This window comes from Mesorhizobium koreense (assembly GCF_031656215.1).
Lineage (GTDB): Bacteria > Pseudomonadota > Alphaproteobacteria > Rhizobiales > Rhizobiaceae > Mesorhizobium_L > Mesorhizobium_L koreense.
This window is the reverse complement of the sequence record NZ_CP134228.1, coordinates 3,377,274-3,392,849: the sequence shown is the minus strand read 5'-3', so window position 1 is coordinate 3,392,849 and position 15,576 is coordinate 3,377,274. Positions and strand designations below refer to the sequence as shown.

Sequence of the window (15,576 nt, the reverse complement as noted above, 5' to 3'; positions counted from 1 at the left end):
CGGCTGTCCCCGCAGCGCTGAAAGGTCAGAGAAGTTCGCGCTGGAAGCGGTTGTGCAGCATCCGATAGAAGGGAACGGTGCCGCCGGGCCGCAAGTCCGGATCGGCTGCGAGCCGGGTTTCCAATTCGCCCAGTATGGTGCGCGTGATGTTTGGAATATCGCCTTCCTTCGCTTCGCCGAGCGGCAGCCAGACGAGTTCTTCCAGTTCGTTCGTGGGGCCGCCGTCCGGAAGCGCCACCGCGACATCGCTCCGCCACGCCGCAAGGAAGCGCGTGTCGAAGCGGCGCACGCGGCCGGGCGGAGTGATGGCGCGCGCTACCAGACGAAGCCGTTCCAGCGAAGGCTGCACGTTGTGTTCAACGAAGCCCTGCCAGCCGGATGCTCTGGTCGCAAAGGTTCCATGCGTGCCGATCAGCAGGCCGGCCTCCTCGTAGGTCTCGCGGATGGCCGACATGGCAATGGCGCGAGCCCGTACGGCTGAAACCGGGCGCAACGACCCGGTAAGCTTCATGACCTCGCCAGCGTGAAGTTCGTTCGCGGCCGCGATGCGGCTGTCGGCGGGGTCGGTGCGGCCGCCCGGGAAGACGAATTTCCCCGGCATGAAAGCATGGCTGCGGTGGCGTCGGCCCATCAGCACCTTCACACCGGCACTCGATTTGTCGAGGAGGATGAGCGTCGCGGCGTCACGCGGGCGGAGCGGCCCCTTGCCGAGGGCGAAATCCTTCGATTCGGCGTTGTCGACCTCGGTGCGCGTCATCCCGTCCATGGTGAACCTCTCAGACCCGAGAAGTTACAACTCGGGATGTGACTCTATGATGTCATCCTCGCCACCAAAGCCGTGCATGTAAAGCGCCCATTGCAGGCCAACGATAGCCCCTTTTATGGGCCTGAGCAGTGCAAGCGCCAGCGCGATGGTCAGCGGTATCCAGATGACCATATGCACCCACATCGGCAATTCGGCCATCACTTCGACCGCGAGGAAGCCGCCCAGCGTGATATGCCCGACGATCACCACCACGAGATAGGCCGGGAAATCGTCGGCCCGGTGGTGATGGATTTCCTCGCCGCAATGTTCGCAACGGTCGACCGTCTTGACGAAGGATCGGAAAAGCCGGCCTTCGCCGCAACTCGGGCAGCGGCCGAGGAATCCGCGCAGCATCGCGTCCCAAAGCGGACGTGCCGGCCTGCCAGATTGCAGTTCCCCGCCGAAAACCTGTTCTTGCATCGTCATCTCCGCCTGCCGGCGCGCCGCGTCGGGCTTTTGTTCCGCTCGCGCCGCTTCGCCTTGTGGAAGGACCGGCCGGATCCTTCTAGCGGCCGGGGCTCGCTCAGCATCTCGAACCGCATCGCCCCGGCGAGCGGCGCGACTTCCACCAGCCTCACCTCGACGGCATCGGCAAGGCGATAACCCCTGCCGGTGCGCTGCCCTCGAAGCATGTGGGAAGCCTCGTCGAAGATATAATAGTCGTCGCCGAGCGTTGAAATGGGGATGAAGCCGTCTGCGCCAAATTGAGGCAGGCGCACGAAGAGCCCGGCTTTCGTCACACCGGAAATGCGGGCGTCGAAATTGTCGCCCTGGCGTCCGGCGAGATAGCCGGCGACCAGGCGGTCGACCGTGTCGCGCTCGGCGGCCATCGCCCGACGCTCGGAAGCCGAAATGAGCGCGGAAATCTCCTCGAGCCGAGCTTCCTCGTCCGGTGTCAATCCGTCATTGCCGAGGCCGAGCGCGGCGATCAGCGCGCGGTGCACGATCAGATCCGCGTACCGGCGGATGGGCGAGGTGAAATGCGCGTAGCGCCGAAGGTTGAGGCCGAAATGTCCGATATTGTCGGGCGAATATTCCGCCTGGCTCTGCGAGCGCAGTACCACCTCATTGACCAGCGCCTCGTTGTCGGCGCCGGCAACCCGTTCGAGGATGTTGTTGAACTGTCCGGGCCGCAACTGGGCGCCGCGCGCGAGCGAAATGCCGATCGACTGCAGGAATTCACGCAATCCCTCCTGCTTGGCGAGCGAGGGCTGGTCGTGGATGCGGTAGACCAGCGCCTGCCGCTTCGCCTCCAGCGTCTCCGCCGCAGCGACATTGGCCTGGATCATGAACTCCTCGATCAGCTTGTGCGCATCGAGCCGCTCCGGCACCACTACGCGGTCGACGGTGCCGTCGGCTGTGAGCAGGATCTTGCGCTCCGGCAAGTCGAGTTCGAGCGGCTGGCGGGCGAGGCGGCCCCGGTGTAACACCTTGTAGGCGTCCCAAAGAGGCCGGAGGATAGTGTCGAGGATCGGCTTCGTCTTCTCGTCCGGCGCATCGTCGATCGCGGCCTGCGCCTGGCTATAGGCGAGCTTCGCGTGTGAGCGCATCATGACGCGGTGGAAAGAGTGCCTGAGCTTGCGGCCGTCGGCCGAGAAAATCATCCGGACGGCAAGGGCAGGGCGGTCCTCGTTCTCACGCAGCGAGCAGAGGTCGTTGGAGATGCGCTCGGGCAGCATTGGCACGACCCGGTCCGGAAAATAGACCGAATTGCCGCGCTTCAGCGCTTCCTGATCCAGCACGCTGCCGGCACGCACATAGGAGGCGACATCGGCGATGGCGACCGTGGCGATGACGCCGCCGGGGTTCTTCTCGTCCGGATCGGGTTCGGCGAAGACCGCGTCGTCATGATCCTTAGCGTCTGAAGGGTCGATAGTGACTAGCGGTACGCTCCGCCAGTCCTCGCGGCCTTTCATCGTGGCAGGCTTCGCGGCTTCCGCCTCGGCCAGGACCTCCGGCGGGAAGATATGCGGGATGCCATGTGCGTGGATTGCGATCATCGAGACCGCCTTCTCACTGGCCAGCGATCCGAGAACGGTGATCACTTTGCCGCGTTTCAGGCCGTAGCGACCGGAGGATGAAGGCTCGACCTCGACGAGATCGCCCGCCTTTGCGCCGTTCAGATATTCCCTGTCGACGATAAGTTCCGCCTGCCGCCGCTCGACCGGCTCGATGCGGAAGCCGCTGTCCGCTATCTCGCGCAGGACGCCAAGAACCGCGTCACGGCGCTTGTCGATGAGCCTGACCACCCGTGCGGTATAGGCGGGGCCGTCCTTCTCGCGGGAGGGAAAGATACGGGCAAGCACGCGGTCGCCGACGCCGGCGACCGGCGTTTTCGCGCCGCGCGGCGTGCGTAGCGCGACTACTGTCGGCGCGAGGTTCTGCTGTCCTTCGGTTTCGGCCGGGCGCGCCAACAATGCGCCGTCGGGATCGCGGGAGAAGATATCGAGGAGCGCCATGCTCGGCAGGGAGCCTGGCGTGGAAAGACGCTTGCGACGGCTTTCTAGCAGGCCCTCATCCTCGAGTTCCCGGAGCGTGTCCTTCAGCCAGATGCGGTCGTCGTTCTTCAGACCGAAGGCCTTGGCGATGTCGCGGCGGCCGGAGCGGTCCGGATTGTCGGCGATGAACCGGACAAGTTCCTCGCGGGTAGGGCGATAGGCAGCCTTGTTCTTTACCGCTGCCGGCCCCGCCGGGCGTCCCGCGCCGCTTTTCCCGCCGCCGGTGATCCTGCGCGCCAAATCTTCCTCAGCTCTTCTTCTTCCGTGCCGGCTTCTTCTTGCCGCCGCCGGTCTTGCCGGCCTTCGCCGCGATCAGTTCCAGCGCTTCCTCGACCGTCACCGACATCGGCTCCTTGCCTTTCGGCAGGGTGGCGTTGACCTTGCCCCAGTTGACGTAGGGCCCGTAACGGCCGTCGCGCACGGTGATCTTGCCGCCGCCGTCCGGGTGGTCGCCGAGGTCTTTCAGCGCCGCCGGCGTCGCGCGTCCGCCCGGTCCCTTGGCCTTCTTTTCCGCGATCAGCGAAACCGCCCGGTTGAGCCCGATGGAGAACACATCCTCGACCGAGTCCAGATTGGCGTAGGTGCCGTCGTGCAGAACGAACGGCCCATAGCGTCCGATGCCGGCGGAGATCATCTTGCCGGTTTCCGGATGCTTGCCGACATCGCGCGGCAGCGAGAGCAGTGCCAGGGCCTTCTCATGGTCGATCGTCTCGACCGACCAGCCCTTCGGCAGGCTGGCGCGCTTGGCCTCCTTGCCGTCGCCGCGCTGCACATAGGGGCCGAAGCGACCGGAACGGAGCGTGATCTCCTCGCCGGTATAGGGATCGGTGCCGAGCGCGCGGGGCTCGTCGCCATTCACGGCGTCCGCGCCATTGCCGTTCGCCTCGACGCCGAGCTGGCGCGTATAGCCGCATTCGGGATAGTTCGAGCAGCCGACGAAGGCGCCATAGCGGCCGAGCTTCAGTGATAATTGGCCGTTGCCGCATTTCGGGCAGGCGCGCGGGTCGGAGCCGTCTTCCTTGGCCGGGAAGACCAGCGGGGCCAGCGCCTCGTTCAGCGCGTCCAGCACGTCGGAGACGCGCAATTCCTTGATATCGTCGACCGAAGCGGAAAATTGCTTCCAGAAATCGCGCAGCACGTCCTTCCATTCGAGCTTGCCGTCGGAGATCTCGTCAAGCTGCTCCTCCAGCGAGGCAGTGAAATCATATTCGACGTAGCGCTCGAAGAAGTTTTCGAGGAACGCCGTCACCAGCCGGCCCTTCGCCTCGGGCATCAGCCGACGCTTCTCGATCGTGACATAACCGCGATCCTCCAGCGTCTTCAGCGTCGAGGCGTAGGTGGAAGGCCGGCCGATACCGAGTTCCTCCATCTTGCGGATGAGCGAGGCTTCCGAATAGCGCGGCGGCGGCTCGGTGGTGTGCGCGGTCGCGGTGACGGAGCGGCGATTGAGCGCCTCGTCCGCCCGGATTTCCGGCAGCCGCCGGTTCTCCTCGTCCTCCGTATCCTCCTCGCGCTGGTCAGCGTAGGCAGCGAGAAAGCCATCGAAGCGCGTGACCGAACCGACCGCGCGCAGCCCGGCTACCCTGGCGCCGTTACGGGCTTCGATCTCGACGGTCGTGCGTTCGATGTCGGCCGGCTGCATCTGGCTGGCGATGGCGCGCTTCCAGACGATGTCATAGAGCCGCGCCTGGTCGGCATCGAGATACTGCCTGACGGAAGCCGGCGTGCGCGAAAAGTCGGTCGGGCGGATCGCCTCGTGCGCTTCCTGCGCGTTCTTCGCCTTCGCGGAATAGTAGCGCGGCTTTTCCGGCAGATATTTCTCGCCGAATTCCTTGCCGATCACGCTGCGCGCGGCGCTGATCGCCTCCGGCGCCATCTGCACGCCGTCGGTACGCATATAGGTGATGAGACCGGCCGTCTCACCGCCCAGATCGACGCCCTCATAGAGCCTCTGGGCGATCTGCATCGTGCGGTTCGCCGAGAAGCCGAGACGGGACGATGCTGCCTGCTGCAGCGTCGAGGTGGTGAAGGGCGGGCCCGGGTTGCGCTTGGTGGGTTTAGCCTCGACGGAGGTCGCCTTGAAAGTCGCGCCGTCGAGCATCGTCTTGATTTCAGAGGCTTGCTCGGAAGACTTTATGTCGAGCTTTTGCAGCTTCTTGCCGTCATAGACGGTAAGCCGGGCCTCGAATTCCTGGCTGCGCGGCGTGGCAAGCATGGCGGCGATCTGCCAGTAGTCCTCGCGGACGAAACGCTCGATCTCGGCCTCGCGGTCGCAGACGAGGCGCAGCGCCACGGATTGCACACGGCCCGCCGAGCGCGCGCCCGGCAGCTTGCGCCACAGGACCGGCGAGAGAGTGAAGCCGACGAGGTAATCGAGCGCGCGACGCGCCAGATAGGCGTCGACAAGTGGCGCATCGATGTCGCGCGGGTGCGCCATTGCGTCGAGCACGGAATTCTTGGTGATGGCGTTGAAGACGACGCGCCTGACCGGCTTGTCCTTCAAGGCGCGTTTCTGCCGCAGCACTTCGAGCACATGCCAGGATATGGCCTCGCCCTCACGATCCGGGTCGGTAGCGAGGATCAGCCCGTCCGCATCCTTCAACGCCTTGACGATGTCGGCCAGCCGCTTGGATGCCTTGCCGTCCACCGCCCAGGACATGGCGAAATCCTCGTCCGGGCGCACCGAGCCATCCTTCGCCGGCAGATCGCGCACATGGCCGAAGGACGCCAGGACCTTATAGTCCCGACCGAGATATTTGTTGATCGTTTTCGCCTTGGCGGGCGATTCGACGACGACGACGTCCATGAGTTGTCAGGTTTCTCGCCGCGGATATAAGAAAACCAGCGGCGCAAGCGGTTGAAAATCCGCCCTGCACATGGCCGCGCTTTGCCGTCCGGTCAAGAGGCGACATGCAATTCGAGCGCGGCAGGCAGCCTTGCACCAACCTGTGGTTGACGAAAATAGGATTGCAATCCTAGCAATAGATGGTAGGTTGAGATTATAGGTAGAATACAACTAAAAGTATATGGATGCGGTGCTCAGCTTCGGCGATGCCCTCCTCTCGGGGCTTTGCCGAGCCCTGCCTTAGGCTGTCCGCCGCATCGGCGGGTGGAGATCATGGCTTTTAACAAGCGGCGAACCGAGACACTCGATTACATGCAAAGCATGCTGGGCCAGATGCGCACCATGGCGGAAGCGGAGCGCTGCGACATGCTCACCTATCTGATCGAGATGGCCTATGTCGAGGTGAGCGACATCATCCGCGGCGAGCGCCCGGCGCGGGTGCGCGATCAGGTGCGGAATAGCGCTGCCTGATTTTCGTGGTCGCCGTATGCTGCATACGCTCCCCGCGCGGGAATTCGCGAATCAACGGCGTCCTGCCTTACTTCCTGTCGGCTGAACCGATCCTGTCTTTCTGCTCAAGATTCGAGCACGAGATTTGCGCCATGGTCGAGAGCGTTGCTGCGCTGCAACACAAGCTGACGATAGGAACCCGCTGAGCGACGCCGAACCGTCGAGGCGGGTTGAACAGGAAATCTCTTTGCGCTTTGCGTAACGGTATGTTCGGAGAAGGGCACGAAAGCGAGTCTCTTTCTCGAATTTGGGTGGGGAATACAGGGCTTCAGCATAAGACGTGCTGATCCGCCAACTTCGATTGGAGACCACAAATGAAAATCAAGAGCCTTATCCTCGGCTCCGCAGCGGCCCTCCTCGCTGTCTCCGGCGCACGCGCCGCGGACGCGGTGATGGCCCCTGAACCGGAACCCGTGGATTACGTGAGGGTGTGCGACGCCTACGGCGCCGGCTTCTTCTATATCCCGGGCACCGAAACCTGCCTGTCCATCAATGGCTATGTCTGGTTCCAGGTCGGCGCCACCAGCCGTCAGGATGCCAACGACACGCCGGGCTACTACTACAATGACGATGCTTTCCAGAACCACACGGGTTGGCAGACCGGCTCGCGTGTTCGCATCAACTTCGATGCGCGTTCGGAGACCGAGTGGGGCACACTGCGCGGCTGGATGCGCCTGCAGGCGTCCTGGGACCAGCAGTCGAAGTTCGGTGACGGCCCTGTCGGCATCGACCAGGCATGGGTGCAACTTGGCGGGTTTGCCGCGGGCTATGGCGAGAGCGCGTGGTTCTACCAGTTCAACAACTCGACGCTGAATGACGGCTCCTTCTCCTGGGGTGGCCTCTACTACGGCGATCATCAACGCGCGCAGATCCGTTACGAGTTCGGTGACAAGACCGGCTTTTATGGCTTGATCGCGCTGGAAGATCCGGAAGACGAACTCAACTACATGCCGAATGTCGTCGGTCGCATCGGCTACGGCGCGGCCTGGGGCGCGGTTGCTTTGACGGGTGCCTACGATCACGATCGCACAGGTCTCGCGGTCGGCGGCGATGCCGGCTGGGCGCTGTCGGGTTCGGCTCTGTTCAACATCCCGTCGATGCCCGGATCGGCCCTCAAGGTCATCGGTACCTACAACGGCTCGGACAGCGAGTACGGTCCGGACAGCCCGCTCGTCGGCTACACCCTGACCAATGCCGCCCATCCGGCTGGTGTCGATCTCGGTCAGCCCGAGTGGTCCGTCCTCGCCTCACTCATCTACCAGGCGACCCCGGACCTCGGCTTGATCGTGTCGGGTCAGTACTTCGGCGATGCTTACATTGCCGGCGGCGACGACACCGTAAACGGCACGTCGGCCTGGGCGGCTGAGATCTCGGCCGTATGGACCCCGGTCAAGAACTTCGAGGTTCGTCCGGAAATCGTCTACACAAAGGCCGAGCACCTAGACGGAACCGCCTCGGGCTTCCTGCGCTTCACGCGCTACTTCTGATCGGACTTGTTCCGGGACACTGAGACGCGGCGGTCATTCGATCGTCGCGTCCGGCTTATTTGGATGCTGTCGGAAGAATGTCGCAGGAGCATTGGATGGCTGGTACGCCCAACGGGACTCGAACCCGTGTTTCCGCCGTGAAAGGGCGGCGTCCTAGACCGCTAGACGATGGGCGCTCGGCAGGCGGCTTATAGAGGGCCGCTCCGTGGGCGGCAACCCCATTGCGCGTGCGCCGGCACATTTTTCGCGCCGCCTCTTTCTCGCGACGCCGACTGCTGTGGATATAGCGTCATGAAGCGTTTCAGGAGCCCGGATATCGGCGCGTCCGACACTTCGGCGATTAGCCGCCTTGCGCAGCCTCAGGCAAGCACTATGGCGTAATCCTCGATCACCGTGTTGGCGAGCAGCTTTTCGCACATGGCCTTGAGGTCGGCTTCCGTCTTGATCCTGTCGGAACCGGCTAGCTCCAGGTCGAAAACCTTACCCTGCCGCACCTGATCGACGCCGGCGAAGCCGAGCCCGGAAAGCGCATGCTCGATCGCCTTTCCCTGCGGGTCGAGCACGCCGGATTTGAGGGTGACGGTCACGCGGGCCTTGATCATGGCTGGCTGGTTCTCGCTGTATTGTTCGTGCGTCCTTCGAGGCTCGCTATGCTCGCGCCTCAGGATGAGGAAGGCTGTATTCCGGTCGATCTGGAAAGGCAGGCGTGCGCCTTGGATTTCACGCCTGAATTGCACAAACGGCCCTCATCCTGAGGTGCGAGCATAGCGAGCCTCGAAGGACGCACCGCCTGAACACTCAGTGCGGCTTGCCGCGACCGTTCGGCGAGGAGGACACCAATACCGGGCCAGCAGGGCGGGGCGGCTCGTTCTCGTTCATGATGCCGAGTCGGCGCGCGACCTCCTGATAAGCCTCGACCAGTCCGCCCATGTCGCGGCGGAATCGGTCCTTGTCGAGCTTGTCCTGCGTCACCACGTCCCACAGGCGGCACGAATCCGGCGAAATCTCGTCGGCGACCACGATACGCATCATGTCGCCTTCATAGAGCCGCCCGCATTCGATCTTGAAATCCACCAACTGGATGCCGACGCCGAGGAAGAGGCCAGACAGGAAGTCGTTGACGCGGATGGCAAGCGCCATCACGTCGTCAATCTCCTGCGGCGAAGCCCAGCCGAAGGCGGTGATGTGCTCTTCCGACACCATCGGATCGTCAAGCTGATCGGCCTTGTAGTAGAATTCGATGATCGAGCGCGGCAGCACCGTGCCTTCCTCGATGCCGAGCCGCTTGGCGAGCGAGCCCGCCGCGATGTTCCTCACCACCACTTCGAGCGGGATGATCTCGACTTCCTTGATCAACTGCTCGCGCATGTTGAGGCGGCGGATGAAATGGGTCGGGATGCCCATCCGGTTAAGATGGTTGAAGATGTACTCGGATATGCGGTTGTTGAGCACACCCTTGCCGTCCACGATCTCGTGCTTCTTCTTGTTGAAGGCGGTGGCGTCGTCCTTGAAGAACTGGACGAGCGTGCCCGGCTCCGGCCCCTCGTAAAGGACCTTGGCCTTGCCTTCGTAGATGCGGCGGCGACGGTTCATGGATCGTTTCTCTGGGTTTGCGGCCGAGCATGCCAAACCGGCGGAAGACGGCGCGGCTGCGGCCGTTGGTGGCTGTTCAATGCCGGTCTCTATCGCAATAGCGGTTCCGGCTCAATTGGCAATAGGACCCATCAACCGATTTAAGAAGGCGTAGGCGCGCACCGTTGCGGCATCTTGACCCGTTGGCGCCATTTTGATTTCTGCAATGAACGCCCATATAGGGGCGACAAATCGTTTCTGTCGCGGAGGGACCATCATGACCAGCATGGATGACCGGCAAAAAGGCTTCGAACGGAAATTCGCGTTCGATGAGGAACTCCGCTTCAAGGCGACTGCGCGGCGCAACAAGCTGTTCGGACTCTGGATCGCGGAGAAACTCGGCAAGAGCGGCGCCGATGCCGAGGCTTATGCAAAGAGCGTCGTCATCGCCGATCTCGCCGAAGCCGGCGATCAGGATGTTATCCGCAAGGTCCGGGCCGATCTCGACGGCGCAGGCATCTCGCTCTCCGACGGCGAGTTGCAACTCCGTCTGGTCGACCTCATGGCCGAGGCTGTCAGCCAGATCGAAGCGTCGCGTTCCTGATCGCGGATAACCGGGAGCGTTCGGGGCCTTTTTGTTGGGCCACGGTCTTCCGGCTGGCCCATGCATCTGATTGAATGAACCGGCATTCAACCAGATGGATACTGTCATGACACTTGCTGCGCGCCTTAGGGCAGGCGAAACCCTCTTCACCGCCTGGTCCGGTATTCCCGACTCGATAACGATCGAGACGGTGGCCCGGACCGGCTTTGACGTGGTGACCCTCGACATGCAGCATGGCGCACATCACGAGGATAGCGTCGCGCGCGGCGTCCTGCCGATCCTCAATGCGGAAAAGCATGCGGTGGTGCGCATTCCGGTCGGCCGCTTCGACATGGCGTCCCGCGCGCTTGATTTCGGGGCGGAGGCGATCATCGCGCCGATGATCAACTCGGCGGATGACGCGCGCCGTTTTGCCGCCGCGATGAAATATCCACCGCTGGGCGAGCGTTCCTGGGGGCCGACCTTCGGCCTGCCGCGGCGCCAGAAGACGCCTGACTTCAAGGCATGGCTGAAGAATTCCAACGCCGATACGATCTCCTTTGCCATGATCGAGACGCGTCAGGCACTCGACGCGGTGGACGATATTCTCGCCGTGCCGGGCATCGACGCCATCTTCGTTGGTCCCGGCGATTTCTCGATCGCCTGGACGAACGGCGATCAGATCGACACTTCGCTCGAAGACATGATGCCGGCGATCGAGCGTATCGCCAGACGGGCGCTTGATGCCGGCAAACTGACGGCCATCTTCGCTGTAGACCCGGCTATTTCCGGACGCTATGCCGACATGGGGTATCGCCTCATCGCGCTCGGCAACGAGAACACCTACATGGCGCTCGGTGCTAACGACCTGATCGGCCGGGCGCGCGCTTCGATGAAGAAGTAATTCAGGCGGGAAACAGGTTGATCCGCGCGGCCTTCCGGCCATGGTCCGTAGGATATGCAAGTGGACGGCGCTCGGCGCGGTCTCCGAAGCCAATATCGCGGAGGGCTGATCAGTCGAGCACGATCCCGGTCGGCCGGCCGGGCGCGAGCAAACGCAGCCTTTCGCCGAAGCCGAGCGTGGCGAAGGAATGCCGGAGGTCGTCGCCGCTCTGGCGGAAATGTTGCCAGCCGTCATAATGGAGCGGCACCACCAGCGCATCCGGGAAGGCGTGGGCGGTCTCGATTACGTCGTTCACGTCCATGGTCAGGTGGAACGGCCCGCGCGTCTGCGCCGAACCGGCAAACGGCATGACCAGTCCGACATCGAACCGCCGTGCGACCTCGGCAACACCATCGTACCAGACGGTATCGCCGGTGATGTAGATCGCTCGTTTCGCCATCCCTTCCAGCACGAAACCGATGACGTCGCCGGAAAGCGGCTCGATCCCTGCCGGTCCGTGGCGCGCCGGCGTCGCGGTGACGGCAAGCTGGCTGCCATCCGGCTTCGTCAGGCTTGCGCTTGCCCACGGTTCAAGCCCTTCCGCGTGGCCGCCAAGGCGTGAGGCGCCAGCCTTGGTCGTTAGCACGCGCTCCGCACTCTTAAGGAACACACGCCCCGAATTGTCGAGATTGTCGGAATGCTGGTCATGACTGAGGAGCACCGCGTCGACCGTTCCGATCTGGCCCGGCGCAACGGCAGGTCCTGCCGTCTTCACGAGCTTTACGTGAGGCAGATCGTATTCGCCCGGCTGATCGAAGGTCGGGTCGGTCAGGAGCCGGAATCCGCCGATTTCGATAAGCGCGGTCGGGCCGCCGATTAGCGTCAGGGTGAGATCGGACATCAGCTGTGCTCTTCTGAAGATTGCGGCTTTGAACGATCAAAGATAGGTGTTGCGATGGGAGGGACAATGGCTCCACGGAGCGTTGAGAAGCGGCCAGCCCGACTACAGACGCGACAGGAAACTCGCGAAGGCCATTGAGCCTTCCGGCCACGGCCCATAGCCGGCCGCGTCGTCGATGTGGCCCGCTTCGCCGGCATCGATGAAAAGCGACCCCCATGCTGCGGCGATGTCTTCGGCCGTCTCGAATGCGCAGAACGGATCGTTGCGGCTGGCGATGGTGACGGACGGGAAGGGCAGGGGATCGCGCGGGTAAGGCCCGAAGGTCTGCAGATGGCGCGGCCGGATGGAAGCGTTGGCCACGTCGGGCGGAGCCACGAAAAACGCGCCGGCGACAGGCTTCTCGAATTTATCGAGAGCCTGGACCGCCGTTGCGACGCCGAGCGAATGCGCCACGATCACGGCTGGCCTTTCGGCGCTGTTCACCGTCTCGGCAAGCGTTTGCACCCAGTTCTCGCGGACGGGCTTGTTCCATTCCGCCTGGTCGACACGCCGACCCGTTGAAAGCCGCTCGCACCAGCGGCTCATCCAATGCTCCGGTCCGGAATCCTTGAAGCCGGAAACGAACAATATCTCTGCATCTTTTACCTTCATGGCGCGCATGTAGGCTGGCCGCGCGACAAGCGCAACGCCGCCTTCACGGCGGCTTTGATGAACGGCCTGTTCGCTGTCCCGGGACTTGCCGACGCACGCGGTCCGACCGATCTTCCTGGAAAGCCGGGTAGACCGGTGTCGAAGGAGATGCAGTTGTGACTCGGGACAGTTTGCCTTTTGCCGCATCGGCGCCGATCAGCGTCTCGCGCGTTGCGCTCACGGCGCGCGATGGGGATGCGCTGGCCAAATTTTACAAGGAGGTCGTCGGCCTCGCCGAGATCGCCCGCGCGCCTGGCCGTATCACTCTTGGGGCCGGCGGCCGACCGTTGCTTGAAATCGAGGCGTCACTCAATGCCAAACCCGACGATCCACGGAGCGCCGGCCTGTTCCATACGGCTTTCCTTTTGCCGACCCGCGCCGATCTCGCACGCTGGGTGCGCTACGCGATGGAAAAGAAGATACCGATCGACGGTGCTTCCGACCATTTTGTAAGCGAAGCGCTCTATCTCACCGATCCGGAAGGAAATGGGATAGAGATCTATGCTGACCGTCCGCATGAGCAGTGGAAGTGGAACAGCTCGTCGGTCGACATGGGCACGGTGCGTCTGGATATCCCGGATCTGGTCAGTGAAATCGGCAAGAATGATGCCGGCTGGAAAGGAGCGCCGGAAAGCAGCATTGTCGGCCATGTCCATCTTCGGGTCGGCAACCCGGCGGATGCGGAGCGCTGGTGGCGTGAAAAGCTCGGCTTCGATGCGGTTGCACATTACGGCGATGCAGCCGTCTTCCTTTCGACGGGCGGCTACCACCACCATATCGGCGCCAATTCATGGCATAGCGCTGGCGCCGGCCGCCGCGATCCTGACCGGACGGGCCTGGCATGGGTGGAACTGGTGTCGAAGGATGCCAAGACCGAAAAAACGCTTTCCGATCCGTGGGGAACGGAGGTGAGGGTTGTGCCGGCGGGTTGAAGGCACCCACCAGGGAGGCTCACGGGCTGGTTGTGCCGCCCGGCTTCTTAAATTCCACGTTCATGACGACAGTGCCGTTGACGGACAGGTGCCGCCCTCTGGTCCCCCTCTCCATTATGTTGACGGAGGTCGTGATCCGCGAGATTTCGCATTGGTCGGCCACGGTTGCGAGGACCTCGGCACAACTAGCGGCCGCGATCTTGTAGAAATTACGCAGCGATCCGATTTGCTGGGCTGTGACATCGCTGGTTTCGTCCAGCGCGGTGGTCGAATTGAAAGTTGACTGGACAGTGCTTGTCTGGCCTGGGCGCATTATTTGCCGGTTGGCCATCAAATCCTGCGCGAATGCTGGGAACATGGCGGTGCAGGCCATCGCGGCGGCGGTCGTCAAGCTACGAAACATGATGCCTCCATCGGTAAGGCCTTGATTATCGCAACTCCGATTCAATTCCGCGTTACGGTTTTGGCTAAATTTGCCGGTATAGGGATTGCCGTCCACGCACCTGCTTTATGCCGCTGATCCGAACACCCGCCTGAAGATCGTATCGACATGCTTGGTGTGGTAGCCAAGGTCGAACTTGTCGCGGATTTCCTCTTCCGACAGCGCCGCTCGAACTTCCTTGTCGGCCAGCAGTTCCTCGAGGAAATCCTTGCCTTCCTGCCAGACCTTCATGGCGTTTCGCTGCACCAGACGGTAGGCGTCCTCGCGGCTGACGCCCGCCTGCGTCAGGGCCAGAAGCACACGCTGCGAGTGCACCAGCCCGCGGAACTTGTTCAGGTTGGCGAGCATGTTTTCGGGATAGACGACGAGTTTCTCGATGAGGCCGGTCAGCCGCACCAGCGCAAAATCGAGCGTCACCGTCGCGTCCGGCCCGATCATCCGCTCGACCGAGGAATGCGAGATGTCGCGCTCGTGCCAGAGCGCTACGTCCTCCATTGCCGGCAGCGCGTAGGCGCGCACCATGCGCGAAAGGCCGGTCAGGTTTTCGCTCAAGACCGGATTGCGCTTGTGTGGCATCGCCGAAGAACCCTTCTGGCCGGGTGAGAAATATTCTTCCGCCTCCAGTACTTCGGTCCGCTGCAGATGGCGGATTTCCGTGGCCAACCGCTCGATAGAGGAAGCGATGACGCCGAGCGTCGTGAAGAACATGGCGTGGCGGTCGCGCGGGATCACCTGCGTGGAGACCGGCTCCGGCTTCAGGCCGAGCTTCTTCGCCACATGCTCTTCGACATAGGGGTCGATATTGGCGAAGGTGCCGATCGCGCCGGAGATGGCGCAGGTCGCGATTTCTTCCCGCGCCCGCACCAGCCGCTCGCGGCCGCGGGAGAATTCCGCATAAGCCTGCGCCAGCTTGACGCCGAAGGTAGTCGGCTCGGCATGGATGCCGTGGCTGCGGCCGATGGTAACCGTATCCTTGTGCTCGAAGGCGCGTTTCTTGAGCGCCGCAAGCAGCGCGTCGAGATCGACGAGCAAGATGTCGCTCGCACGGGCGAGTTGCACCGACAAACAGGTGTCGAGCACGTCCGACGAGGTCATGCCCTGATGGATGAAGCGTGCGTCGGGTCCCACGAATTCGGCCAGATGCGTCAGAAAGGCGATGACGTCGTGCTTCGTCTCGCGCTCGATCTCGTCGATGCGGGCTACGTCGAATTTTGCCTTGCCGCCCTTTTCCCATATCGTCTTCGCCGCTTCCTTCGGGATGACTCCCAATTCGGCGAGTGCATCGCAGGCATGCGCCTCGATCTCGAACCAAATGCGGAAGCGGGTTTCAGGCGACCAGATGGCGACCATTTCCGGTCGGGAATAGCGGGGAATCATGAGGGGCGGCCTTTCCGGATGGCGGCTTGAGGATGCCTCCTAGCAGAGCAG

The 15,576-nt window shown here is 62.9% G+C and carries 15 protein-coding genes and 1 tRNA gene; 5 read left to right on the top strand and 11 right to left on the bottom strand.

What is annotated here, in order from left to right:
• Positions 1 to 25: 25 nt before the first annotated feature.
• Genes RBH77_RS16175 through topA form a run of 4 tightly spaced genes read right to left on the bottom strand, consistent with a single transcriptional unit; the run spans position 26 to position 6,109 of the window.
• Complete coding sequence (locus RBH77_RS16175) at positions 26 to 766, bottom strand: NUDIX hydrolase (protein ID WP_311028611.1); 741 nt, start codon at positions 764 to 766, stop codon at positions 26 to 28.
• Between the two features lie 24 nt (positions 767 to 790).
• On the bottom strand, positions 791 to 1,225 hold the full coding sequence (locus RBH77_RS16170) for a DUF983 domain-containing protein (protein ID WP_311028610.1): 435 nt from the start codon (positions 1,223 to 1,225) through the stop codon (positions 791 to 793).
• A 2-nt stretch (positions 1,226 to 1,227) separates the two neighbouring features.
• Positions 1,228 to 3,543, bottom strand: a complete 2,316-nt coding sequence (gene rnr, locus RBH77_RS16165; protein ID WP_371832788.1) for a ribonuclease R — start codon at positions 3,541 to 3,543, stop codon at positions 1,228 to 1,230.
• Positions 3,544 to 3,550: 7 nt separating this feature from the next.
• The gene (gene topA / locus RBH77_RS16160; RefSeq protein WP_311028609.1) at positions 3,551 to 6,109 is read right to left on the bottom strand and encodes a type I DNA topoisomerase; all 2,559 of its coding nucleotides are present in this window, start codon (positions 6,107 to 6,109) and stop codon (positions 3,551 to 3,553) included.
• Positions 6,110 to 6,421: 312 nt separating this feature from the next.
• Between topA and RBH77_RS16155 the strand changes: the two genes are divergently transcribed.
• On the top strand, positions 6,422 to 6,619 hold the full coding sequence (locus tag RBH77_RS16155) for a hypothetical protein (RefSeq protein WP_311028608.1): 198 nt from the start codon (positions 6,422 to 6,424) through the stop codon (positions 6,617 to 6,619).
• 353 nt (positions 6,620 to 6,972) lie between these two features.
• Complete coding sequence (locus tag RBH77_RS16150; protein ID WP_311028607.1) at positions 6,973 to 8,145, top strand: porin; 1,173 nt, start codon at positions 6,973 to 6,975, stop codon at positions 8,143 to 8,145.
• A gap of 100 nt (positions 8,146 to 8,245) precedes the next feature.
• Here RBH77_RS16150 and RBH77_RS16145 read toward each other — a convergent pair.
• The 3 genes from RBH77_RS16145 to purC all read right to left on the bottom strand — a co-directional run bounded on the left by RBH77_RS16145 (position 8,246) and on the right by purC (position 9,738).
• A tRNA-Glu gene (locus RBH77_RS16145) sits at positions 8,246 to 8,321 on the bottom strand.
• Between the two features lie 183 nt (positions 8,322 to 8,504).
• On the bottom strand, positions 8,505 to 8,747 hold the full coding sequence (purS, locus tag RBH77_RS16140) for a phosphoribosylformylglycinamidine synthase subunit PurS (RefSeq protein ID WP_311032577.1): 243 nt from the start codon (positions 8,745 to 8,747) through the stop codon (positions 8,505 to 8,507).
• A 196-nt stretch (positions 8,748 to 8,943) separates the two neighbouring features.
• Positions 8,944 to 9,738: a phosphoribosylaminoimidazolesuccinocarboxamide synthase gene (purC, locus tag RBH77_RS16135; RefSeq protein WP_311028606.1), complete on the bottom strand. Its 795-nt coding sequence runs from the start codon at positions 9,736 to 9,738 to the stop codon at positions 8,944 to 8,946.
• 256 nt (positions 9,739 to 9,994) lie between these two features.
• On the opposite strand from purC, the gene RBH77_RS16130 reads away from it, so the two are divergent.
• Positions 9,995 to 10,321 carry a DUF1476 domain-containing protein gene (locus tag RBH77_RS16130; protein WP_311028605.1) on the top strand — a complete coding sequence of 109 codons (327 nt, stop codon included), beginning with the start codon at positions 9,995 to 9,997 and terminating at the stop codon, positions 10,319 to 10,321.
• A 106-nt stretch (positions 10,322 to 10,427) separates the two neighbouring features.
• The gene (locus RBH77_RS16125; protein ID WP_311028604.1) at positions 10,428 to 11,204 is read left to right on the top strand and encodes an HpcH/HpaI aldolase family protein; all 777 of its coding nucleotides are present in this window, start codon (positions 10,428 to 10,430) and stop codon (positions 11,202 to 11,204) included.
• Positions 11,205 to 11,313: 109 nt separating this feature from the next.
• Here RBH77_RS16125 and RBH77_RS16120 read toward each other — a convergent pair whose 3' ends face one another.
• A complete protein-coding gene (locus tag RBH77_RS16120) occupies positions 11,314 to 12,084 on the bottom strand; it encodes an MBL fold metallo-hydrolase (RefSeq protein ID WP_311028603.1) in 771 nt (256 codons plus the stop codon).
• A 102-nt stretch (positions 12,085 to 12,186) separates the two neighbouring features.
• Positions 12,187 to 12,735 carry an RBBP9/YdeN family alpha/beta hydrolase gene (locus tag RBH77_RS16115; RefSeq protein WP_311032575.1) on the bottom strand — a complete coding sequence of 183 codons (549 nt, stop codon included), beginning with the start codon at positions 12,733 to 12,735 and terminating at the stop codon, positions 12,187 to 12,189.
• A gap of 155 nt (positions 12,736 to 12,890) precedes the next feature.
• Here RBH77_RS16115 and RBH77_RS16110 point away from each other — a divergent pair, with 155 nt between their 5' ends.
• The gene (locus RBH77_RS16110; RefSeq protein ID WP_311028602.1) at positions 12,891 to 13,706 is read left to right on the top strand and encodes a VOC family protein; all 816 of its coding nucleotides are present in this window, start codon (positions 12,891 to 12,893) and stop codon (positions 13,704 to 13,706) included.
• A gap of 19 nt (positions 13,707 to 13,725) precedes the next feature.
• Here the strand turns inward: RBH77_RS16110 and RBH77_RS16105 are convergent, their stop codons facing one another.
• Both RBH77_RS16105 and purB read right to left on the bottom strand, forming a co-directional pair.
• Positions 13,726 to 14,109: a hypothetical protein gene (locus tag RBH77_RS16105; protein ID WP_311028601.1), complete on the bottom strand. Its 384-nt coding sequence runs from the start codon at positions 14,107 to 14,109 to the stop codon at positions 13,726 to 13,728.
• Positions 14,110 to 14,214: 105 nt separating this feature from the next.
• Entirely contained in the window at positions 14,215 to 15,525 is a 1,311-nt protein-coding gene (gene purB, locus RBH77_RS16100) for an adenylosuccinate lyase (protein ID WP_311028600.1), read from the bottom strand.
• Between the last annotated feature and the right edge of the window lie 51 nt (positions 15,526 to 15,576).

What these genes read in the sequence shown, in the direction of transcription:
- RBH77_RS16175 (WP_311028611.1), bottom strand. Translation starts at nt 766, where the DNA reads ATGGACGGGATGACGCGCACCGAGGTCGACAACGCCGAATCGAAGGAT.
- RBH77_RS16170 (WP_311028610.1), bottom strand. Translation starts at nt 1,225, where the DNA reads ATGCAAGAACAGGTTTTCGGCGGGGAACTGCAATCTGGCAGGCCGGCA.
- topA (WP_311028609.1), bottom strand. Translation starts at nt 6,109, where the DNA reads ATGGACGTCGTCGTCGTCGAATCGCCCGCCAAGGCGAAAACGATCAAC.
- RBH77_RS16155 (WP_311028608.1), top strand. Translation starts at nt 6,422, where the DNA reads ATGGCTTTTAACAAGCGGCGAACCGAGACACTCGATTACATGCAAAGC.
- RBH77_RS16150 (WP_311028607.1), top strand. Translation starts at nt 6,973, where the DNA reads ATGAAAATCAAGAGCCTTATCCTCGGCTCCGCAGCGGCCCTCCTCGCT.
- purS (WP_311032577.1), bottom strand. Translation starts at nt 8,747, where the DNA reads ATGATCAAGGCCCGCGTGACCGTCACCCTCAAATCCGGCGTGCTCGAC.
- purC (WP_311028606.1), bottom strand. Translation starts at nt 9,738, where the DNA reads ATGAACCGTCGCCGCCGCATCTACGAAGGCAAGGCCAAGGTCCTTTAC.
- RBH77_RS16130 (WP_311028605.1), top strand. Translation starts at nt 9,995, where the DNA reads ATGACCAGCATGGATGACCGGCAAAAAGGCTTCGAACGGAAATTCGCG.
- RBH77_RS16125 (WP_311028604.1), top strand. Translation starts at nt 10,428, where the DNA reads ATGACACTTGCTGCGCGCCTTAGGGCAGGCGAAACCCTCTTCACCGCC.
- RBH77_RS16120 (WP_311028603.1), bottom strand. Translation starts at nt 12,084, where the DNA reads ATGTCCGATCTCACCCTGACGCTAATCGGCGGCCCGACCGCGCTTATC.
- RBH77_RS16115 (WP_311032575.1), bottom strand. Translation starts at nt 12,735, where the DNA reads ATGAAGGTAAAAGATGCAGAGATATTGTTCGTTTCCGGCTTCAAGGAT.
- RBH77_RS16105 (WP_311028601.1), bottom strand. Translation starts at nt 14,109, where the DNA reads ATGTTTCGTAGCTTGACGACCGCCGCCGCGATGGCCTGCACCGCCATG.
- purB (WP_311028600.1), bottom strand. Translation starts at nt 15,525, where the DNA reads ATGATTCCCCGCTATTCCCGACCGGAAATGGTCGCCATCTGGTCGCCT.